The sequence below is a fragment of the Candidatus Protochlamydia naegleriophila genome (genome assembly GCF_001499655.1).
GTDB classification, from domain to species: Bacteria; Chlamydiota; Chlamydiia; order Chlamydiales; family Parachlamydiaceae; genus Protochlamydia; species Protochlamydia naegleriophila.
This window is the reverse complement of record NZ_LN879503.1, coordinates 22,175-45,070: the sequence shown is the minus strand read 5'-3', so window position 1 is coordinate 45,070 and position 22,896 is coordinate 22,175. Positions and strand designations below refer to the sequence as shown.

The 22,896-nt window shown below is 37.9% G+C and carries 15 protein-coding genes; 8 read left to right on the top strand and 7 right to left on the bottom strand.

Features of this window, described 5'->3' with window-relative positions:
• The first annotated feature begins 874 nt into the window (after nucleotides 1–874).
• On the top strand, nucleotides 875–1,084 hold the full coding sequence (locus PNK_RS12430; protein WP_059062512.1) for a hypothetical protein: 210 nt from the start codon (nucleotides 875–877) through the stop codon (nucleotides 1,082–1,084).
• Between the two features lie 329 nt (nucleotides 1,085–1,413).
• Here the strand turns inward: PNK_RS12430 and PNK_RS12425 are convergent, their stop codons facing one another.
• From PNK_RS12425 to PNK_RS12405, 4 genes are all read right to left on the bottom strand, one after another.
• On the bottom strand, nucleotides 1,414–2,121 hold the full coding sequence (locus tag PNK_RS12425; protein ID WP_059062510.1) for a hypothetical protein: 708 nt from the start codon (nucleotides 2,119–2,121) through the stop codon (nucleotides 1,414–1,416).
• A gap of 32 nt (nucleotides 2,122–2,153) precedes the next feature.
• The gene (locus PNK_RS12420) at nucleotides 2,154–2,840 is read right to left on the bottom strand and encodes a hypothetical protein (protein ID WP_059062509.1); all 687 of its coding nucleotides are present in this window, start codon (nucleotides 2,838–2,840) and stop codon (nucleotides 2,154–2,156) included.
• A gap of 535 nt (nucleotides 2,841–3,375) precedes the next feature.
• Nucleotides 3,376–4,218, bottom strand: a complete 843-nt coding sequence (locus PNK_RS12410; RefSeq protein ID WP_059062505.1) for a hypothetical protein — start codon at nucleotides 4,216–4,218, stop codon at nucleotides 3,376–3,378.
• A gap of 171 nt (nucleotides 4,219–4,389) precedes the next feature.
• Complete coding sequence (locus PNK_RS12405) at nucleotides 4,390–5,931, bottom strand: hypothetical protein (protein ID WP_158021831.1); 1,542 nt, start codon at nucleotides 5,929–5,931, stop codon at nucleotides 4,390–4,392.
• A 255-nt stretch (nucleotides 5,932–6,186) separates the two neighbouring features.
• On the opposite strand from PNK_RS12405, the gene PNK_RS12400 reads away from it, so the two are divergent.
• On the top strand, nucleotides 6,187–8,328 hold the full coding sequence (locus tag PNK_RS12400; RefSeq protein WP_059062501.1) for a hypothetical protein: 2,142 nt from the start codon (nucleotides 6,187–6,189) through the stop codon (nucleotides 8,326–8,328).
• A gap of 17 nt (nucleotides 8,329–8,345) precedes the next feature.
• Here PNK_RS12400 and PNK_RS12395 read toward each other — a convergent pair whose 3' ends face one another.
• A complete protein-coding gene (locus tag PNK_RS12395; protein ID WP_059062499.1) occupies nucleotides 8,346–8,669 on the bottom strand; it encodes a hypothetical protein in 324 nt (107 codons plus the stop codon).
• Between the two features lie 976 nt (nucleotides 8,670–9,645).
• Between PNK_RS12395 and PNK_RS12390 the strand changes: the two genes are divergently transcribed.
• Together PNK_RS12390 and PNK_RS12385 are read left to right on the top strand one after the other, a co-directional pair.
• Nucleotides 9,646–10,002, top strand: coding sequence for a type II toxin-antitoxin system RelE/ParE family toxin (locus PNK_RS12390; protein WP_059062497.1), 357 nt, complete (start codon nucleotides 9,646–9,648; stop codon nucleotides 10,000–10,002).
• Nucleotides 10,003–10,004: 2 nt separating this feature from the next.
• The gene (locus tag PNK_RS12385; RefSeq protein ID WP_079992966.1) at nucleotides 10,005–10,367 is read left to right on the top strand and encodes a helix-turn-helix domain-containing protein; all 363 of its coding nucleotides are present in this window, start codon (nucleotides 10,005–10,007) and stop codon (nucleotides 10,365–10,367) included.
• 501 nt (nucleotides 10,368–10,868) lie between these two features.
• On the opposite strand, the gene PNK_RS12380 is transcribed toward PNK_RS12385, so the two are convergent.
• Nucleotides 10,869–12,050 carry an AAA family ATPase gene (locus tag PNK_RS12380; protein ID WP_059062495.1) on the bottom strand — a complete coding sequence of 394 codons (1,182 nt, stop codon included), beginning with the start codon at nucleotides 12,048–12,050 and terminating at the stop codon, nucleotides 10,869–10,871.
• Nucleotides 12,051–12,610: 560 nt separating this feature from the next.
• Between PNK_RS12380 and PNK_RS12375 the strand changes: the two genes are divergently transcribed.
• The 3 genes from PNK_RS12375 to PNK_RS12365 all read left to right on the top strand — a co-directional run bounded on the left by PNK_RS12375 (nucleotide 12,611) and on the right by PNK_RS12365 (nucleotide 15,743).
• Nucleotides 12,611–12,829 carry a hypothetical protein gene (locus tag PNK_RS12375; protein WP_162264047.1) on the top strand — a complete coding sequence of 73 codons (219 nt, stop codon included), beginning with the start codon at nucleotides 12,611–12,613 and terminating at the stop codon, nucleotides 12,827–12,829.
• 644 nt (nucleotides 12,830–13,473) lie between these two features.
• Nucleotides 13,474–14,082 carry a hypothetical protein gene (locus tag PNK_RS12370; RefSeq protein ID WP_059062491.1) on the top strand — a complete coding sequence of 203 codons (609 nt, stop codon included), beginning with the start codon at nucleotides 13,474–13,476 and terminating at the stop codon, nucleotides 14,080–14,082.
• Nucleotides 14,083–14,339: 257 nt separating this feature from the next.
• Complete coding sequence (locus PNK_RS12365; protein ID WP_059062490.1) at nucleotides 14,340–15,743, top strand: ATP-binding protein; 1,404 nt, start codon at nucleotides 14,340–14,342, stop codon at nucleotides 15,741–15,743.
• 340 nt (nucleotides 15,744–16,083) lie between these two features.
• On the opposite strand, the gene PNK_RS12355 is transcribed toward PNK_RS12365, so the two are convergent.
• Nucleotides 16,084–16,503 carry a hypothetical protein gene (locus tag PNK_RS12355; protein ID WP_059062486.1) on the bottom strand — a complete coding sequence of 140 codons (420 nt, stop codon included), beginning with the start codon at nucleotides 16,501–16,503 and terminating at the stop codon, nucleotides 16,084–16,086.
• A 474-nt stretch (nucleotides 16,504–16,977) separates the two neighbouring features.
• Between PNK_RS12355 and PNK_RS12350 the strand changes: the two genes are divergently transcribed.
• Nucleotides 16,978–22,896 (top strand): RHS repeat-associated core domain-containing protein, encoded by a 5,919-nt coding sequence (locus PNK_RS12350; protein WP_162264046.1) that lies wholly within the window; start codon nucleotides 16,978–16,980, stop codon nucleotides 22,894–22,896.

Below are 22,896 nucleotides of genomic sequence, written 5' to 3'. Positions count from 1 at the left end.
CATATGCTGGAGGGGGGTGTAACTACTGCCATCGTAAAAGTAGTGAGTACGCCACATAAAAGTATGCGGTTAACATTAGAAGCATTGAAAAGACTAGCCATGTTGCTGCTCTCTTTATTTTTTTTTCCGGTTTAATTTCTATTTTTTCCAAAAACATAAATATTCGGCCTGTTATTGCAGACGAGAAGATCAATGTAGAGGCGACTAAGATAGATCCATTTAGAAGATTTAACATTCATTTTCCTCTTATTTAACGATTGATTTTCATTCCCTTGTTTTCGATAAGGGATGAGCCAATCCTCTGAAAGCTAAAATAGATTTTAGTGATCTGTAATTTTATTTCTGTTAGTAAATTCATTAGAGTTTTAGAAAGAATTTAGTAGCTTTAATAGCTTTTTGTTGTCAAAAACTGAATTTTTTTGGTCAGCATATGCCCAAATTGGATTCAATGTGGTATGGAAAAGCTTATAAAGAAAATTAAATTCATCTATCATCGATTTTTATTCGATAAAGTGAGATTGTATTTTTTTATCACCTAAATAAAAACCATGTATTAAAAAAAATAGTTTATCACCACTAGACCAAACGAGAAAAATAAATGATCTCAATATTAATTAACTTATTAATATTATCCTTTTTAATTTTTTTTATTCTTTGCTTCTAAACCATAGTATATTTGCATTTTTAAAGATCTTTGGAATTGAAGCCACTAAACAACAAAAAAAGACAGGTCTATACATCTCTTTTGTCTTCCTCGCAAACTTAATCATGCTCTTCTTTACAGCATACTCGGTACTGTTTCACTTTCAATGGTAATCCCACCATCTGCGTATTCTTTTGATTTTAACCTAAAGACGCCAGCTTTGTCATTAAAATGGAAAAGCTGGTTGATAAACTTGTGAAATACAAGGATAAGCTCGATTCCGATAAAGTCATCGATATCATGCTTGATATTAAACATGAAATTGAAAGCTATACTGGAAAAAATATTGATCTAAAGAAAGGACTCGAAAAAAATGTTTGGATGCCCTCTGAACTTCTCTATGGAACGATGAGTAATTGTTTGTTGAAGCAATTCTTTTGATTATCCATCTCCTGCAAAAATTGGCATAATGGAGTATTTTGCAAAGCTTCTGCGCGTCTCGCATACATTTCATGGTATGGTGGAAGCTGAATGGGGAGAGGGTGAATAATCATTTTTTGTTAAATATTTATAAATTGAAAATCAAAAAATTAAAAAGGAAGTTTTTTTATGAGCATTCGTCTTTTTTGATCTCTTATTCTTTCGTGACTTTCTAATCGTCTCCATAGCCTATAAGAATTCACAAAGCCCGATCAGTTGATTCGTGTGTCACAATTACCATTTTGGTTCATAAAATCACCAAATCAGCCTTTAAATATAACAATCGTCTCTTAAATGTTGGCAAAACTAGGGGGTGAAGATAGCGTCCTTTTTCTTCCCTGAGGTTTGTTATGAACATAGTTGGGATTTTTCTGGTTCTTCTTCAATGTCTTAATTTCACCTGATAGTGATTGAATTTTATCATCTTTCTCATCAAGGAGGCTTTGTTGTGTCTGAATTGTGACTTCTTGAGCTTGAATTTTGACTTGGTGTATCTGAATGATTTCTTTTTGTTCCTGCTCTTTATCTTGCAATTCACGAATCCTAGATTTAACACCACCTATAGGCTCTATGAAATTTAGCTTTTCTCCATTTCGCGGAGGCTCTTCTACTTTTTCTTTTGAATCACTCTCTTTTTGTTCATTCTGTATAATGCGGCCACTCTGCTGTATAATCGTTACAGGTCCAAAATTAAAATTAAAGCTGGCATACAAATTGCCACTCTTAATGCATATCCCTGTAAACTTTTTCTCAAAAATTTTAATTAAAGTTTTAAAAAAAGTACACTCCTGCAAATCAATAAAGAAGTACCAGACTTTTCTTACTTTGGATAAACAGGACAGGGATAATCCGGTTGTAGCCAAAGAAATCGATCGGCCCAAAAAAATAACTGAATCACAATTATTTTTTGCTCTTATGTCCTCACGATTTACGGCAGGAGTCATGACCTCTCTTGCAATCAGATTACCGTCGCATCTATTATAATGAATATTTACCATAAATTCATCACCCTTTCGAATTAGTCAGATTATTAAAACACGCCAAATTTCTCTTTACATTTTTCTGCACGAATTTCTTCTATAACCCGGAGAAAAACTTCTGTTACTTTGTGAAACGTGAATTTTTGCATTTCTGGAGAAATAATCAAAGGTTGATATCCGATTTTATCCTTGATTTTATCACTAACAGAATAGTGATGCTTCCTTATTAAAATACAGTACGGTGTTCTATAAGGTACTTTAAAAATCAGTTCTCTAATAGGATCAGTAGAATCTTCATTAAAATCTTCAAATTCGATAGGTTCCGAACAAGGCTCTAGCTCGTCTCTTGGTGTACCAGTCTTCAGCTGGTAGTAATTTCCTATTGCTTCAATACAATCAGTTACCTCCCACAGCGACCGTGCTATGTTATCCTCAAGTGCTTGAAAAAGACCATTCCATCGCTTCTCATCATTACCAAAATATGGATCGACCATGGCTGTATAGCCGAGCTCAGCCAACGCATACCTATTGCAATGATTAATAGCTGCCTCGGTCAATACATCAGACACACGCTTAGCTTTTGAGATTGCCTCAGTCCGTTGTTCTCTCATATATTCTGCAAAGGTTCTTTCTGTTTTTTGTTCAGTCGAATTTCTCTGAGCTGCTTGATTACTACCTGAGAAAAAAAAAGTGGAAAGCGTGCTCAAACCTGAAGACAAATAAGAGATTAATCCCATGTGATTTCACCTAATTAAAAGTTAAAATTTAATTTTGCCGACAATATTCGATATTTTCTTATATAAATCAAGAAAAAATTATCCTATTAAGTTTTTTTATTCCTAAAGAGAATCGGCAAAAAAATGCTATTATTGATTTTGTGAATTGAAAAGGCCGAATGAATCTTAGATTGAGAGAAAAATATTTAAGAGAATAGAAAATAGCCTGTGGGCTACTTCATGAATGGAAGCAACGTTGCTCATATTAAATTAATTTAAAAGAAGACGGACGTTAAAATGGCTGCGCCATTCTTATGAGATATAATTTTCATCCCACAGCTTTATTTAAACAGTATTTTGGGCAAGCCCTAAGGGTTTAAAACTATGCTCAAGACGCATATGATTTTGCTCTGAAAGAGCAATTGCTTCAGATTCATGGCCCGTTTTGATGCGTTCTTGAAACAAATCAAATAGTTTGATGCTTTTTTGAATGATGACGTGTTTTTTATCTAAATTTTTTCTCTCTAATTCGATCTCTTCTTTTTCTTTTACCCTCTCAGCTTCGACTTTTTTGGCAATTATCGACTTGGTTGTGGGAAAAAAACGATCGATTTTTTCTTGCCAACTCTTGAACTTTTGGATCGACTGACTCATTATCCCTTCTTTCAATCTTTTCTTGTGTTGTTATTTTTGTGACTGATTTAAGACATGTTGAAATAAAAGGAGTTCTTTCTTCAGCTGAATCACTCTCTTTCTGTTTTAAAAGTGGAGCTATATGAGTTTGATGGAATTTATCTAAAGCAATCTGTAAGCGATCTTGAGTACTATTATTGATAACAACAAAGCTATAGCGCCTTGTTTGCCCATTTGCATCAACATATGTAAGATTTTTATTTCGAAGCAAACTTAATTGGTCTTGGGTAACAGCTAACGCCAACTCACCATTTTGTTGCTTTAAAACGAGTAATTTAGAATCAATCTCACTTGGATCTTTTTCAAGCAGTTCAGGAGAATCGGCTCTTAAAACCTTGTCACCACATAATGCAGAGTAATTATCATGAGAAAGGCCATTAGAAAAGATCAAATTAATTTTATCCAATAAATACTCTTTATCAGAACCTTCAACTATTACTGCATCTTTTATTTCTTCTTTTTGAATTGGTTTTTTATGTATAGATGAAGCTTTTATGGATTTTTCAGATTGCGTTTGGGGTGTCAGTTTTGCAAATTGGCTATTTATTGAATTTGCGGACTTCGCTACATCTGTACCATTGGTAAAAGTATTTATAATAACTGCTGGCCGGGTGTTTATAGCCCCTGTTTGAGGGCTCGAATGCGCATGTTGATTATCAACTGCTAAATCAAAAGAAGAAGATATTTGGTTATTATTGACATGCATAAATCCTCAAATTTTCAGGTTTGAATATGTTCTACATGTTAATTAGATTATAAAATATTTTTTATAATTTAAACCACAACTTTATTAAGTTGTATTAAGCTAATATGAATATCAACTACAACTTCATCTGGATTCAAAATAGAACCCAGATGAAGAGTAAAAACAGTATGGTTATTTTTTTGAAGAATGTTTTTGAAGCATACTCTCTATACTTGAAGAATGTTTTTCTTTAATCCTACCTTCAATTATATCTAATTTTTCATAGTATTCTGGACCAACACCAAGAATATGAAATTCTTGAGTAATGCCATTTTCATCTACATACTTACGATTCAGTTTTTTTACAGCTTCAACTTCATAATCTCTAACAGCTAAAACTTTTTCGCCATTTTTTCCATCTAGAATAAGAAAAACACGGCCATCGATCAACCTAGTAGTGCCTTGTAAAGGAACTGAAACAGACGGAGTACTTTGTACTGGCTTGCTTTGTAAAGAAGAATCCGTTTTTTTAACCTCTAATTGTGGTTGAACTTTTCTAATTGGACTTTGAGAATTGATACCAAATAAAATAAATTCGCTTTCGCTTTTATTTATTTGTGTGCGGCCTGCAAGAAAAGTCTTTTCATCAAAAGCTATTGTTTTATCTTCATGAAAAGCAGTTGTTAAAGTAATTAGATCGTCTTCATTACCTAACAAAACTGTTAGATCCTGCTTCTCAACAATAAGGTTTTTGATTAGATAAGCATGAGATGGTGTTATGATTGCATCAGCCGACTCTAAAACGAGAGTTCTCGCAAGCGGACTTGTTCTAGCTTTGTTAATACAAAGCTTCAAATTTTCAGTATTAAATGTCTGATTGGGTAGTTCAATCCATCCGGCAGTTGGATATCTAGAAAGAAAATCACTTGCAGAGGCAAGATGGGGGTATTTTTTTAATAAAGCTTCAGGCGCATCTTTAACTTTTTTGAAGAGCTCGGGATTCTTAATGAATTCATCCCTGAAGGGGTCTTCAGTCAAAATTTGCTTTAGCTGCTCATTTAAGAGCTTATACGTTTCTTTATCTAGTTTGCCTTCTTCTTTCAGCTCTTTCCAGCGTGTTTCAAAGAAAGTCACAACTTCTGTTAATTCCTTTGAACCATTGGAAGAGAGAATATCAGCTCTTCTTAGATTTAATAAAGTATCTCTAACCACATTCATATCTAAACAGCTAACACCATCAAGAACCTTTAATAGATAGGTTGCCATTTGTGTAAAACAACTGAAGTAAGCGACTTGCTGCATATAGTTGATCTGATTAAGAGCATCTTCTAAACACGTTTGCCTTCCTGACTCGGAACAAAATAATGATCTTTTTAAAATATATTCAACCAAACGAAACCTAATATTCATCTCTATTTTTATATCAGTCAGGTTCCCATTCAATTTTTGTAAGCACTCAGAAATTTGAGTTTTAACTGCCTCGAGATTTTTTTGTGTTCGTTTGACTTTAAAAAAAGAAGATTTGTAATCATCAGTCCTCTCAAGCATAGTTTCCACAACTTCTTTCTCTACTTTTTTCGTTGTTAAAGAAGAAGAAGTATGAGATTTACCGCTCTCTAAAATTGCTTTAGGAAATAAATTCTCTTTACCAGAGATTGTCGTATTTACATGACTTGGGTTTGTTGGCCAATTTGGCTGCGATGGAACATGAACAGGACCATTGATACTCATCATATTTACCTTTATTTAGTTAACTTTATCAAAAGTTAATGAAATAATAAAAATTAATCACATTTTTGACAAGCTCTTGCGAGGTTAAAACAAGTCTCGATCCCCTCTAAAGTTCATTTTACCCTTTATTTCATTAAAACATCAAAATTTTTTTTATCAATTCAATAACTTTTCGTTTGTATCCGACATGGTTGTTAATATATAATTAAATTATCAACTAATAATACTACTAATTTTTATAGTTGAAAAGGGGGAATTATGTCTTTAGGCATGAATCCACATTTGAACCCACAATCCTTCATAATAGAAGAAGTAGCTCAGAATGAGCTACAGCCAGTCGATCTCTCGACGCAAAACAGAGTAGAGAGTGACCATACGATTATAATTAACGAACGCGATGCTAAAGTAAAACATGTTTCGATAGAAGTCTTTCAAGAATCACCGCCCACGAGTAGTTCAATACTCTTAACTGATAGAACAGTTACAAAGCCGAGTGAAAACACAACTTTATCCAAAACGAAAAGTATAGGCCCCGAAGTACTTTTAGATGATACAATACTTTTAGATGGTACAGATGATAATCTAGGCAATTTTGATGATATTGATGATACAAGCTCCGTTTGCAGTGATGACGAAGACATTGAAGACGCAATTGATCAGGATGACCTCCAAACGATTACTACCCCTCAAAATCCACTGAAAGGAGCAGAAAATCGACTCGAAGGTGAAAATCCACAGCCTGAAGGCAATGAACGCCTGGAAGGTGGAGGAGAGCGAGTTCAAGAACGAAATCTGGATGAAGTGAATCCAGGTCGGGTTGAATTGGGCTTAAGACAGGCGAATGCGGTGCCTTTGAAAGTAGGTGAAGGCGAAGTTAATGATATTGGCCAGCGAAATGATATTGATAGTGATGTAAAGGTACCTCCACAAAAAATTTTAAGAAACGCGATTGCTTTAGCCAAGCAGACACCAGGCTTTGAGAATGCAACCGTTAAGGTTAAATCGAGCTTGGATCAAGAACTGCGTAGCGATGATGCAACCTTTAAGGTAGAAACTGCAGTAAACGATAAGGGGGTCTTGCTCTATAAGGTCAGCGTCGACTATACGATTGAATTGAAGGGAGACAATGACGAAGTCATGACCATGACTTTAAACCGCGTCTTTTATAGCAACGCTGCCAATGAAAAAGAGGCTCTTTTGGCGATCTATAACGTTGCCAAGTCAGTTAAGCAGCAAGCCACAGCCGACAATTTGCCCAATGGCTCTTTGGAACAAGGAGTCTTTAACATTTCCCTGGCGCGCGATCCTAAAACCAAGGCGATAACAGGTATAAGAAGCATTAAGAGTGAGAACGGCATTGATTTCACACCACGTACCTCTGGAAAGACAACTTTTGGTCGCGACATCGATGAAAGAGGACAAGTGAGACTGAGATCAGCTAAGGAAGGCGAAGTAGAAGAGGGACATGCTTTGTCAAAGCAGACTCGCTTACTCAGAGCAAACATTCAATTCACCGATGTACCTATCCTTGATCGCCTCAAAAAACAAAAGATAGACACTAAGAGATATATCGACGATCAAGCCGATCGTACACGTCATTTAAACGATCAATTCAGTACATTAAAAGACCAGCTAGTCAAAGATGATCTCTTAAAATGGATTGTGAAGAATAAAAAGAATTTCAATACGCAAGTCGACAATATCCTGTCTGGAAAGGTTGACCCAAAAGGCCTGCCTCTTTCTGAAAAGATGCAGGAGTATCTCTCGCTAAGACAGCAGCATGTTAAAATTAAGCCCCTTGTCGAAGAGTTTACTGTCAATCATGACACGCAAGAATCTTTGAAGCAGATGAAAGAAGATTTAAGAGCAGGCCGTGAATTAAAGCCTGAAGACAAAAACCTGATTAACTCTATCAAGAATAAGTTGGGTGTAAGTTTAGAGACTCCTTCTGATGCCGCTGCAATCAATGCCTTGATCGATGGTGTAGAGGTCAAACAAAACGCTCTTCGCCGACAAATTGGAAGCCCTAATCCTGAAGGCAAGCTTGTAGAGCTCGAGACGGCTTATGCAGAGGCTAGGGTAGGGGCTCTTAAAGAGCATCAGGACTTATTTGCTAACTTGGGTCAAATGCAAGATATTCAAAGAGAGTTGAAGGACAAAAAAAGTAAGCTCGAAGAGCTGCGTGCAGCCATCAAGGCTGATGGCAACATACCTACAGACGTTGCTCAGTGGAGATTGGCGATGATCGAGGAGACTGTGGGCAAAATTGATAAGCAACTCGAGGCCAATGCGAAAGTTCTCAATGTAGAGAGCCATTTAGGCAAGCTCTTTGAGCAGGAAGTTGTTTCTACTCCGGTGCGTCAAACAGTTGTATCGTCCGCGCCAGATCAGATTGAATAGGTCTGAGCGCTTAACCGTTAGTTTGAGATCATTCTGAAAGGAATAATGTTCGGACTAACGGTTTTTTTATCACTCTTTAAGTCGATTTTCTTTCCTGTATAGCTCTCGACTTCTTTTCTTAGCTCTAACATTGTCTCAATAGCTTTTTCAGAGTCCAACCTGTCTTTGTATTTTTTGAATTTTTCTACAAGCTTCTCTATCTTAATCGCAAAGTTAATATTACCAGGGTTTACTTCAAACGCATAAGCTGGAGAGGGAGTTATGGCAGATATCGAAAAAACAGTAAGTAAACTAGAGAAGAAAAAAGAATTAAGTTTGTTAGAATTGCAAAAAGTATCCATGTTGTACTTATCGTTTGTTGTTTTGTAATTTTAAATCCAAATGCAGACAAATAACTAATAATCCATCTATTCAGTAAAAATGCGTTAAATAATGTAAATGCAAAAAGTAAAATAATATCTATATACCCAGGTCCTTGCATAGTCGTTATTCCAGTCACTAAAAGTTGTTAATTAATATTTTTATAAATTTATTTGCTAAAATTTCAATTTTTTAGCAGAATCTACTAAATACATTCAATATAAATTGATTTTTTCTATAAAGAAGTTAATCAATAACTACATTGAGTTGACAAAAGGTAAGCCAATACAAATTGTATGCTTTTAGCTCAATCTTGAATAAGTTCATTCCTTTAATGCCTCATAGCTTTCTTTAAAAGAAGAACCATCCAGAGAAATTTATCGGTCGGAAAAAAAATTATCGCGCTTGAATCATTTGATAGACAAAGACGACATAGAAATTGGATATACAAAACAGTAGAAGAATTAAAATCGAAGGACTCCCTAAGGTAACAACCATCAAATCTTGACGTGAGAATATTAATAGCAATAAAATCTTTTTTTCTGGGATATAGGTATAGTAAACACGTCTTCCATCGTTTCAATTTGAAAGAAAAAAGTCGCTTAACCTAACGTAGGGTGTGCCAAGTGAGAAAAGTGCACGATTCTTTTAGCAAAAGAAAATCATGCAAGATCTTGATCTAAAATGTTTTATGTGTTGCCCAAAGCCGGATTCAAACCGACGACCTTCGCATTACGAATGCGCCCTATCCAAGCAATGTCAAAGTATCTCACAGTAGCTGACACGAGAGCAGGATAACCCATCTTTTCTTAATAATCTATCGCCATTTAATGCAATTTCAATTGGTTTGTCGCCCCTATTTGGTCCACCGTTGGTCCAGGGAATTCCATCCTTTCCTCTTGCGCAATATATGCTCATTTAAGCATAATAGGATTAGAAAGAGACATAGGACAGTTAATGAAACGACTTTTCTGGATTGGATCGAGCCGCGAAGACCTCAAGCAATTTCCCGATGAAGTTCAAGATGAAGTGGGACATGGTTTATATCTTGCGCAAATGGGCGATAGGCACAACCATGCAAAAACTCTTAGCGGGTTAGGTAATGCTAAAGTTATCGAGCTTCGTGAAAACGACAGATCGGGAACCTACCGCGTGATTTATACGGTTGAAATGGCTGAATTCATTTTTGTACTGCATGCCTTTCAGAAAAAATCCAAAAGTGGCATATCAACGCCAAAACAAGAAATTGATTTAGTTAAACGCCGTTTAAAAGATGCAGAAGCTCTCTGCAAAGAATTAAAAGGAGAAAAGTAGTTATGAAAAAAAAGATCGTATACGAAGAAAGCTCCGGAAACGTGTTTGCGGATTTAGGTATTGAAAATCCTGAAGAAGCTTTAGCAAAATCCGAGCTTGCTCGTCAAATTGCAAAGCTTATTAAGAAGAAAAAACTCACACAAAAGCATGCAGCTGAAATTTTAGGGATCGACCAACCCAAAATCTCCGCTTTGATTCGTGGTAGATTAAGAAGTTTTTCTTTAGAGCGCCTGATTCGTTTTCTAAACGAACTAGGACAAGACGTAAGTATCATGATTAGCCCAGCAAAATCACAAGCTGAGCGCGGTAGTACATGGATTGGTGAATCTCATTCCAACACTCGCATAGCTGCCCTAGGAAGATAAAAAGGAAAAAATGACAGCTGAAGTTTTAAAGAACAAACAAGTTGATTCGGAATTTTACAACATTTTTACTTGTAATTCGAATATCAATGCCCGCAGGCAAGCTCTTTTTGAGTGCTTCGAGATCTTTCACTCTAACGACCCTATTTTTAATGGTAAAAATTGGGTCAACTACTGAACTGTTAATGAGACTTGTTGTAGATTGTTGCTGGTTGCTTTCCTCATTTGGTCCACGGCAGTGGCTTAGCCGATTGGTCCAAAAGTGAAGTGCCAAATGAATCGCTTTTTGGCATACCTCTCAACAATTAAAAATGAATTGCCCAAAGCCGGAGTCGAACCGACGACCTTCGCATTACGAATGCGCCCTATCCAAGCAATGTCAAAGCATCTCACAGTAGCTGACACGAGAGCAGGATAACTAATCAAATGTTGAGAGAATGATTTTCTAAGATACTACCAATGAATTTAGTGGCATCTCAGAATTCGTAAAACCGACTGATGTCTCTATTTAAAATTCGGGATCGCTCTAACCATGAATTCATCGAAAAGAGGAACTGTAAAAGATAGTTCTCCATGAGCAGGGCTATAGATCATTCCCTTTTTGATTAGTTTTGACCTAACAGGAGCGAGACTCGTTATTTTGAAATTCAATATGTCCGCAATATCTCCACTTCTATGAGAGCCTGGGCCTAACTCAGCCATTGCTCTTAAGAAATTCTTTTCACTAGGAATTAGACGATCAAATCTAACTCGGAAGAAATTCTTATCCAGGCGTTGAATGACCATACTTGTGGCTTCTTGAATGACTTTTAGAGTAATTGGACTTGCTTTAGCATGATTCCAAGATTGATAACCCCACTCTTGAAGAAAGTAGGGATACCCTTTTGTCATTCTATAGATTTCAGCTAACGCATCAGGTTCAAAAACTACCCCTTCGACTTGAGCAGGGTCATTTAGAGCTTTGGCGGCATCAGTTTCTGATAATGCTCCAATATTGGGAAAGTTGAAAAGTCTTTCTGCATACGATTTGGAGTCTCCTGCTAATCCCGGTAAAATTGGTAAGCCGGTTCCTAATAGGACTAAAGGAAGTTGACGTTGCTGGATTTTGTGCATCGCCATGATTAACGCGCCGAGCTCTTTTTGAGAGAAATATTGAATTTCATCGATAAAAATTGCAATGGCACTTTTACGGTCCTCAGCAGCCTCCGCAAGAGCTACAAAAAGATTAGGAAGGTCGATTTCCAAATCTCCACTATCCGCTGCCCCTCTTTCAGGTTCAATATCTAAACCAATCGTGACATCATTAACCGTTACGTTAAGAGCTGAAATAAAGCTGCGTAAGACAGATAAGCCACGTTTAACTTTATTACCAAGACCAGCAATTCGATCCAATTCAAAAAGCAACTTCCAAAGATGAGGCGCAATTAATGCTCCCAATGTTTTACCTTCATGAGCTTCGATTAAAATTGTTCGATAGCCTTCTTCCCTTGCTTTGTGTTCAATTTCATTTAGCAAAACGGTTTTTCCTACGCCCCGAAGTCCTGTAAGTAGCATGCTTTTTTCAGGTCGCTTTAGTTTGATTCGCCCTAAAAGAATAGCAGCTTCTTCAAGAATTGGGTCTCTGCCAACCAATTCAGGAGGCGGCGCACCAGCACCAGGGGAGAAAGGGTTTTTGATACGATCCATGCATTTATTCCTGTTTATACTCGTTTATACCTGAAATTGCGAATAAATTGGTATAAATACATTGTTTCCTTGTAAAAATAGGCTTAGTTGCTTGAAGTGGTGTTTTAAAAGCGAAGAAAGATCAGCAGTTTATAAGAAATTATTTCAAGTTGTAAAGTCCTTTACTTCTTAAAAACAGGAAACTTCTTATTGTCATGTTAAATAATATTTTAATTTCCCTCTTAGTGTCTATTCTTATTCCGACTTTTATTAATCTAATCGTGAATAGATCTCGAAAAGAGAAAGTAAAATTCGATCAAGCTTACTTTATAAAAATTGCAATTGTATTTGTACTAGCATTGTTAGCCCTAACTTTATTGGATTACTTATGAAAATCTGATCTCTTAAGGAATAACAGTCATATTCGTCATGGCAAACAAAACTATCGTTGTATTGAATGTGATAGACAATCTTTTCAAGGTTCAGAATCTAATTTAATTTCCTAACAAACGAAAGAATTGGTCAAACGAGATTTATTAGAAAAAGTGTCATTAAAAGCAAAGCGTGAGGGAATCAAAAATGTGGCTGATATGCCTAGAGAAAAGGCTCAGTGGAAGATGGGCCTGATCGACGAAGCTTTAGGCAAAATTGAAGCACAAATCAAAGATAATGCGAAATTTCTTAATGTAGAAAGCCATTTAGGTAAGCTCTTCGATCAGGAAATTGTTATCCCACCATCAGTCCAGCGGACTGGTGTTTCATCAGATCCTGACATCGTTGGACAGGACGCGCCAGCTTAGTACTAACCGTTAGTCTGAGAGGGCATCTAGCAGTTGCTTTAAAAATTAACCTGATTACCTAGATGCTCTTTGAAGATTTTTCCGAAAGGGATGTGATCTTTCAGGCTAACGGTTTTTGATTTTATAAGCTATTCGGGGCAGACAAGCAAGCCAGTCTTTATGGTGCAAGTTACCGGGCTAAGTCAAAGATCTTTACTAACTGCCTTTTGTCGTTTTAAAAAATGCTGTGAAGATTGGTTGTTTTCTCAAACATTTAACCATCAATGACTATGAGTGAAATATCGAAGACTAAGCAAAGGCTATGAATATCACACAGAAAGTGGTAATACCTAACAGGTATATACTGAGGAGAATAAGTTGGTATGCATAAACTTTTCAGAATCTCTTCTCAGCATTACATCTTTAGGACTACCAATATTTCACAAATTCTAATAATTTTGAAATAATCGTGAAATCTTTCATTTTGAAAGCTAAAATATTTTTTAAATTCATATTAGGAAAGCCAGAATTCAACTCTTTTTATAGCATCTTATTTCTGACTTTTTTCAAAGAATAGAGTAGATTTGAAGGTTCCACAAAAATAAATGCTATCGATTGCTAACAATAAAAGTTTATAAATAAAAATAATTGAATTAGGAAACGTTATGAATCCAACCACTTTAGCCACAAACAGATTTGATAATGAAAATAGAGAAATAGTCAGGCTTAAACAAAATAGCTCTTCTGTATGCGCCAAAACAAAGGATTCAACTAAAGGCATATTTTCCAAATATCCTTCAGATTCTAACATAACAAAATTAGATTCAACCTTTGAAATCAAACAAACTTGGCTTTACAGCGAGTGGGCAACAGAATGCCAGTTTTCAAAATTCATCCGCCCAAATTTTCCCAATAGATGTGACCTTGATCCTGAAAACCCAAATCCCAATAAACAATTAATCCTGTCAACTTTTGAGAATGTAAGAGGAAAATGGAGTCTTTGGCAGTCTGAGAGAGAAAATGCAAGATGGAAGAGAGTTGAAGTTACTAATCTTAAATTGGATTGGGTTATCCAAAATGTTGAGGTGCTTTATCCAAGTAAAGAACAGTTTGAAGTTGCTGAATTAAAGGGTATCGTTTTATGGATGGATAAAACATCGAATGCCAACAGTAAAAGGTATAAACTTTATGAAGGCAATCATCGCATTTCAGCATGGTTAGCAACCCAAACTCCAAAAAGCCTCCCAGCAATTATTTATATAGGCAAGCCTTAAATTATCATTTGGCCTAGACGTTAATATCTTTAAGATGTTCAAAAAACTTTTCGATCTTTTTGTTTCCAGAGCAAAACTTTTGTTCTATTTTCTTTGTTTGAGGAAATTGAGACTATTCCCATTTCCGAGAAGAAAAAACATGAGGAATGGATTATGTTTCAATATTTAAACCTCTGAAATTATCCCTATATAGGAAAAAAAACATAATGCTTGTAAACATTATGTTTTTTTGCATAATAATTTACGAGGTGGAAATTATGAAATTTATCGATCGAAAAAAAGAATTGTCGCGTTTGAATCATTTGATAGACAAAGACGACTCTGGAATGGCAGTAGTGATAGGGAGAAGGCGTCTAGGAAAAACCCGTCTCCTACTAGAATGGGCTCATCCCCATAAGCCTATTTATTATATGGCAGATGAATCTTCACCTACATTGCAAAGAAAATACTTTGCATTAGCTCTTCAAGAAGTTTTACCTAATTTTGCCTCTGTCGAATACAATGATTGGCACTCTTTATTTACGAGATTAGCAATTGATGCTTCTTATATTGGCTGGAAAGGTCCACTAATAATTGATGAACTCCCCTATTTGATATCCACCTCCCCGGAAATTGCTAGTATTTTACAGCGATTTATTGATCATGACGCCAAGAAATCTAAAATGGTAATTGCTTTGAGTGGATCAAGTCAACGCATGATGCAAGGAGCTATATTAGATGCTTCAGCACCTTTATTCGGAAGAGCTAAGGAAATTATTAAATTAGGTCCAATTCCTATTGGATACATGCAAGAAGCTTTAGATATCCAAAACTCTAGGGATATTGTTGAAGCTTACTCTGTATGGGGAGGAGTCCCTCGCTATTGGGAATTAGCAGCGAATCAAAAAGCAAGTTTGCTCGAACAAGTTAATCATCTTGTTCTAGATCCACTAGGAGCTTTAAATGATGAGCCTAACCACCTGCTTCTTGAAGAATCTGCAAGCTCATTAAGACCTATTTTAGATGCGATTGGATTAGGAGCTCATCGGCTTTCTGAAATTGCCACAAAAGTCGGGCAACAAGCTACGTCTTTAAATCGTTCAATACAACGACTTATAGAGCTAGATCTCATTGAACGCGAAATTCCTTTTGGTGCCGAAGAATACAATTCTAAGCGTACACTCTATAAGATTAGCGATCCTTTTATGCGTTTTTGGTTCGAATTAGTAGCTTCTCAAAGAAGCTTTCTTACTAAAGCTAATGATAGCCAACGTATTAAATATCTCCACGATTCAATTCAAAGGATATTTTCTCTTTGTTGGGAAGACTTATGTCGATTGGCTGCTCCCATTTTATCCCAACAATTCGAACATGAATTAATCTTCGGTACTGCAAATCGATACTGGCATAAAAGTAATCCTGAGTGGGACATACTATCGGAATCTATGGATAAAAAGGCATTATTCATCGGGGAAGCAAAATGGGTTATCAACCCTCCTAATACAAATTGGATATACAAAACGATAGAAGAATTAAAAGCGAAAGGGCTTTCTGCTTTAGGTAAGGGAACTTACCATCAAACATTTTATGGTTTATTTGTACCAGAAAAACCCCATTCTTTATCACTAAGCTCCAATGTCAAAGTATTTGATGCTAGTGACGTGATAAACGCTTTAAAATAGATGCTAAATTCAAAAATGTGGCTGATATACCTCTTCTACCTAAAGATCTAGAGATAAGTTCGTACAGAGCTTATCAAGAAGGAAACAAAATAATTTTAGAACCGCTAGTGGAAATTTCAGCAGAAACCATTTTTCATCTCCATTTGGGGCTGAAGTTTTTGAATCTTATGCGCAAAATAAAACAGCTGGAGCTTACCGCGTGTTTTGGTGTTATGGCCCCGAAAGAGAATTCTTATATATTATTGCTATTACGCCTCATCCATAATGTATACATACAACCTATCACAAGAATAAAGCACACTCTATAGCGTCGATTGTGCTTTGAATCATCATTGGATGACTATACTTTGCTTTTTTGACTTTCAACTAATTTTTCAAGCAATGTCTTGGCTTTATGCTCATCCCTTTCCAACTTTTCATAGAAAGCCTCTTCAAACCATTTCTTTTTTGAATAGCTATAGCGAAATTTCTTAGTAATTTCGACCTGCCCTTCAATTGCTTTGATTAAAGGGTACTCTAACTTAAAAGTAAGGACTCTTTCGCGTGAAATTGAGCCAGGAGAAACATCTTTCTCTTTCTCCAATTTTTCCTTAACAGCTTCTCTTATCCAGTTTTGTTTAGTAATTTTTTTATCTTCTAAAGATTTTACAACATGAATATATTTATTGATTCTCGTATAAAGGTCTTCTCCCACTCGAAGAGCATAATTCCCTAGCTTGGATAGCTCTGGTGAGATTTTTTCTTCCACTATTTCTTCCATTTTTATCCTCATGATCAGTTCTGTTTTCGGCTTGGACTTTTAACATTTCAGGTGCGTGAAGAATGATTGTTTATAGACAGTTTGAATAGGATTAATCTTAACGGTGTTAATTTCGCTCTGATTTGACTGTGAACTATGTGCAGATGGCTTTAGCTTGATTCAAAACAGCCAATTTCATAAGAAAAATTTCATTCTCACAGTGATTTATACCTGTAAATTCATTTTTACGCTTCCGATTTCAGAGTTTTTTATCTTTTTCATATAAAAATTCTAAAGTCGACAGATACTTTACATGAGAATGTTAAAGGCATGTTTAACGCTATGTTAAAATCACATTAAGACTTTCTAATTGAAGTTTTTCCGCTATTTTGATAGAAATTCTAAAAACTTTAAAAACCAAGCCAGATAAAGTTTTTAAAAAGATAAATGCTAATCACAAAAGCCTAGTGAGAGATTAAAATGTTTTGCCGTTGGATGACCTGTTTTTTTTGTCTATGGAGTCTCGTCTGTTTCGCTGAAGAGGATGAATCTCCTATCGATCCTTTCATCTCTCCACAAATTGAGCTTGCAACGTCTCTCCCGACTGTGACGAATCAATCTGTGTCAGTCATTACAGGCGACTGGCTAGTTTCAGTATCAGATTTTACGGTAGCCGGACCCGAACCTCTCGTTTTTCAACGCTGCTATTCCAAAGAACATCTAAAGAACGATCATTTGGCCTATCATTGGAACTTTATTCAACCGCCAACCGTCTACGTTGATCGGCACAATCCAAAACATGAGCATTCAAACAAGGTCCATGCGCACTTTGCTCAAGTTACGGGTGTAAAAACGCTCCATTACGTTCATTCAAGTGGACCCGTTTTATCGTTTGAACTCACCCCGACTCCAGGCTTGAATAATTGCCGCAATGAACTTAGCGGAAGGACCAATCTACATAATATTGCCTTAGAATTAGATGACGATGCCTCTCATGCCACTTCCCTTTCGGGTGCCGGACATTTGACTTACTTCCGCACAAAAAAAAGCAAGTCTTACATCAAAGGACACTTAAAAGCGGAATTTGAGCGTAAAGCCAATGGTAATTATATCCTTTATAAGGAGAATCGCATCCACACGCTCAATCCAGCACAATCTCTTGAATATAACTGGTTGAAGTGGAGTTCCCCTCAAAAAGAAAGACTTGAAGTCGAAGCAAGCGATGGCAAGTCCGCTGTTTACCATTTCACGTGCTATCAGCATGGCCAAGAGCCTCGTAAAGATGATCCGATGGAAGATCTTGGCAAAGAGGTCGATCCAAATGCTCCTGAAGTCGGCAATGCCCCCAAGCCACAGCCTGCCCCTCCACAGACCAGACGTTATTATCTGAAGCGCGTCGATTACAGTCATAAACCTCATGAGGAATATGAGTACGATCGTGAACCCCCAAAAAAGCTAACAACGAGTCCTGCTAATTTTAAGCTGCTATGCAAGCGAGGGCCTAATGGACGCTTCCTGAAAACGAGCTATGACAGTCATGATCGAGTCAAATCCCAAAAGGCGCCAGTCGGAACAGATGAGACGCCGATTACCACCCATCGCTTCGTTTATCATAAGAACCCTCAGACGGCTAGCGGCGAAAATCGTAGTGGGGAGACAGACGTATTCGATGCCTATGGGCGCAAAACGGTCTATGCCTACAACGAAGATCTTCTTTTAACCGAAGTAAGAACATTTGTTTCCGATCAAATCTATCACACAACTCATTACATTTGGGATGATCACTATATTCACTCAGACAATCATTGGATGCTGCAAACGTGCCATCACATTTTAAAGCACATCTTTCCCCATCTGTATGACAAACCCAAAAAACCTGACACCAGCGTTTTAGATCGCGGCCATGCCCCTCCCCCACCCAATTTAAATGAATTAGCGGAAGAGGTTAAACCCGCTCCTCAGGATGAACCGAAACCTACAACGATTCCTGTCACAAAAGGGCATTTACCACCTCATAAATCGATGCAAACGCTGCTCGATCAGTTGGAACCGCTTGAAAAACCGCCTGTCGCAGATTTTCCAACGCTGGTGAAAGCCTGCTTGAAATCTCACGTATTAAAAGTGTCTGGAAAAGGCAATTTAAAAGGGACTTATAAACAAGATGCCACTGGATACATTGACTCAGCTCGTCTGTTCACCTACGACAAGAAGGGCAATGTGCTCCAAGAGCGGTTATATGGAAACTTAACAGGCACCTGTCATTCTCCACTTCTTTTAACCTATCACAGAAACGTGCAAGAGAATGGAGTAGAGGCCTATTCAAAGACCTTTGCCTATAGCGACGATCAATTCAACCTTCCTGTCATTGAACAAGAAGACAATGGCAAAGGGAAACTTTATAGCTATATTCCAGAGACAAACCTTTTGGCAGCCCAGTATGTCACGAATAATGGCCAAATCGCTTTTAGACGTTTTTATGACTATGACGATAACACTACCCTTGTCAAAATCATTAAGGACGATGGCAAAGGCTTTGACCGCAATGATTTATCTGGTGTAACTGAGCGGCATATCACCTATATGACTCCAAGAACCCAAGCACCATTTGGGCTGCCAGAACGTATAGATGAGATGTACTTGAATGCTCATACAGGGCAAGAACAACTGCTCAAGCGCGTGATTTGCGACTATACGCCTCAAGGGTACTTGTCTCGCCAAGATCACTATGACAATGAAGGACAGTATCGCTATTCTTTAGCATGGGAATATGATAGCCACGGAAATGTGATTTCTCAAACAAATGCGATGGGACACGTCATCATAAAAGAGTATGACGTCAACGACAACCTCATCAAGGAAAAAAATCCCCTTCAAGACTTTAGCACGCATCATACGTATGATTACTCCAATCGCCTGGTTCGTTCTGATGAAATTCACGATGATGGAGCTTCGTTTGCGATTTCTCACCGCTACGATTACATCGGCAATCGCGTCGCAACCATTGACCGCTACGGCCAAGAAACGCTGTATGTATACGACGAGCTCAATCGCTTGGTTCAGACCATTTTTCCTCCCGTTCTCAATGGAGAAGGACAAGTTATCTCTCCCTCCACACAAACAACCTATGATGCATTTAATCGTCCTGTCAGCTCCACCAATGCCAATGGGGAGACTACAACAACGAGCTACAATGCACGCGGTAAACCAGTTTGCGTGTTACATCCCGACGGCACAAAAGAACGATTTGAATACAATTTAGATGGCACCCTTGCCAAATCTATTGCTGTCAATGGCACAGAAACTCGTTATCAAAGAGATTTTCTAGGGCGTATTGTAGTTGAAGAGGTTTGGGCTGATAGCAAGCTTCTCAGTTCGCAGTCTAAGCACTATGAAGGATTCCGCCTTGTTTCCTCAACCGATCCGGAAGGATTGACTACTCATTATCGCTACGATGGGGCCGGTCGACTCATATCAGAAATGAAAGGAAATCAATGCAAAGAATTAGCCTATGATTCTTTAAGCCGTCTTTCAACAGTCACAATCTGGTTTGGCGAGAATCAAACAGACAAGTCCATTCAACAATTTACCTATGATCTGCTCGGCCACGTGATAGAAGAAAAGCTATCCGATGGCAATGGAGCCGTTTTACAGCACACCTCTTATGAATATGACAGCCTCGGTAATCGCATCACTGTTGCACAAATGACAGAAGCTGGCCCGAGCATCACCCATACTGAATATAATAGCGATCGTAAGCCAATTACTTTTACCGATGCAGAGGGAAATAAGTCTTATATTGCCTATGACTATGCCCATCGCAATGCATGGGGTCAACTGGTTTTAAAAACCACTCAAACCGATGCCTTAGGAAAAAGCGTAGAAAGCGTTCACGATGCCATGGGACGAGTTGTCACAGTCACAAGTAAAGATGCATTTGGAGCCGTGATATCCAATCAGCAACGCTATTTTGATCCATCCGGTAACCTAAAAAAAGTCGTTGAAGATGTCATCATTGAAGGAACTGTTAAAAGCCAATACTGCTATGCTTGGCATCACAATGTCATGGGTCAAGAGACAGCGATGATTGAAGCGCTTGGAACTCCCCAGCAACGCATTACACGAACCACGTACAATTCATTTGGTCAAAAAGATCAAACTATCAAGCCAAGCGGCACCAAGATCCTTTACAACTATGACTCTCAAGGACGATTGAGCCACTTTAGTGCAAACGATCGCTCCTTTTCTTACGCCTATAGCTATAACCGCAATCACCTCGTGACCGAAGTTCGCGATCTTAATAATAAAACTGCGACCAAGCGCCACTATGATGAGCTTGGGCAATTGATTCAGGAAAATCTAGACAATGGACTTAGCGTGGGTTATCACTATGATCGTGCGGGACGCATCAGTGTCATTCAGCTACCAGATGGTTCCACTATCGACTATCAGTATGACGCAGCTTACTTGCGCAGCGTGACGCGTCTTAAACTGGGAACTCCTCTTTATAACCATAGTTATGAAACCTACGATCAGGCTGGCAGCCTTCTGCATTCACAACTGATTGGACAAGCTGGTCAAGCAAACTACCAATACGATCTTTCCAAAAGACAGCGAACGATTCAAACACCCGGCTATTCACAAACCATTCCCGATAATGGCTATGACAAAATTGGTCGTTTGAGTGTGAAACACATAGATGATTTGTTAGGACAGCAAGACTATCGCTTTGGCTATACACCTTTAAATCAGCTTCAAAGCGAACAAGGACATCGCAAACATCTTTATCAAGTCGATTCCATTGATAATCGCCTCTCTAAAGATCAAAAGAGTTATACCCTTGATCACCTGAATCAGCTTTTAAAAGATCAGGATAGCTCTTACAAATATGATCTCGATGGCAATTTGATTCAGAAGAAGCAAGGGGGTCAAACAACCACCTATAAGTACGATGCATTAAATCGCCTCATTCAAGTTAAGTCGCCTCAAGGAACGTTTGACTATCGCTATGATTCCTTAAATCGCCGCCTCAGTAAGACGTCAAAAAAACTCTCAGAACGTTACTTCTACCAAGGGCAAAATGAAATCGGCATGGTCGATGCGAAAGGCCAGATTCAAGAATTGCGTATTCTTGGAACAGGCCATGGAGCAGAGCTTGGCGCAGCCATTGCCATCGAAATCAAAGGACGCGCCTTCGCGCCCAATCATGACCATCAAGGCCATGTCGTTGGCCTCATTGATGCCACTACAGGCAAACCTTGCGAAGCCTATCGCTATACCACGTTTGGTGAGGAAACTCTAATCAATGCGCAAGGCGCTATCATTCAAACCTCTGAAGTGGGCAATCCATGGCGCTTTGCCAGCAAGCGGGTCGATCCGGAAACAGGCTGGGTCTACTTCGGCAGACGCTTTTATGATCCAAGCAACGGACGCTGGACAACAACTGATCCCCTCGGTTTTGCCGATGGCCCCAACCTCTATGCCTACTTGCATCACAGTCCCCTTTCTGCCTTTGATGCCTATGGCTTCGTCGGCGAAGCGTACCGCGATGGCTGCAATGTGGCAACCAATCCTAATTATTTTGATGGTATCTCTAATGAATACTCGCCTGTGTTTGGCGATAATGCCGGTAATGATGCATGGCTTAACGTACAAAAACAGGAATGGTTTGAGTCTGCAGTGGCTGGCTTTGTACATGGCTGCGTTAATTTTGTTGCTAATACTTGCCAAGATTTTCACTCTTTATTCTTAATTATTGGCATGGACAATTTAGATGTTTCTATGGAGGAAAAACTACTCATCTATCAAGCCCATATTACCTCACAAAACACTCAAATAGCTGCTCTCGATGGATTTGTGCAAGAAACCATGGGTATTGATGCAAAAAATGCCACTTATCAAGCAGCACGAGATACAAGTTTACTTGGCTTAGAATTAGCAAGTTTGGCTGTAGCTGTTACTGGAACTGTCAAGGCTGTTACTTATTGTGCAAGACTTAGTAGACTAGCGCCTCTTGAAGCCAAAATGGCAAAATGCTTGATGAAACAAGAAGTAAAAAGCGTTTCTAAGACAGGAATGTCTTCTAACCAAGGTGCAACAACTGCTATCAAAGTATCGGAAGCTTCTTCAAGTACCAAAAGTGCAGCTGATGATCGTATCTGGACTTATGCAAGTCCCTTTAAAAATAAGACGGCACAAGAACTACATGACATGTTTGTAAAAAAAGGCTATATTCCTAAAGGTACAGATCCAATGAATGGTAAAGGAAGATATATAAATTCGATAAATAATCGTGAATATCATATCGATCCTCAAAGCAATGGACGTTATCGAGAAATCAACCATGTAGATGTAATGCGATTAGAAAATTATGAAAGTGGTTTGCCTAAAAAACGCATGGCTTACCAACAAGATTAA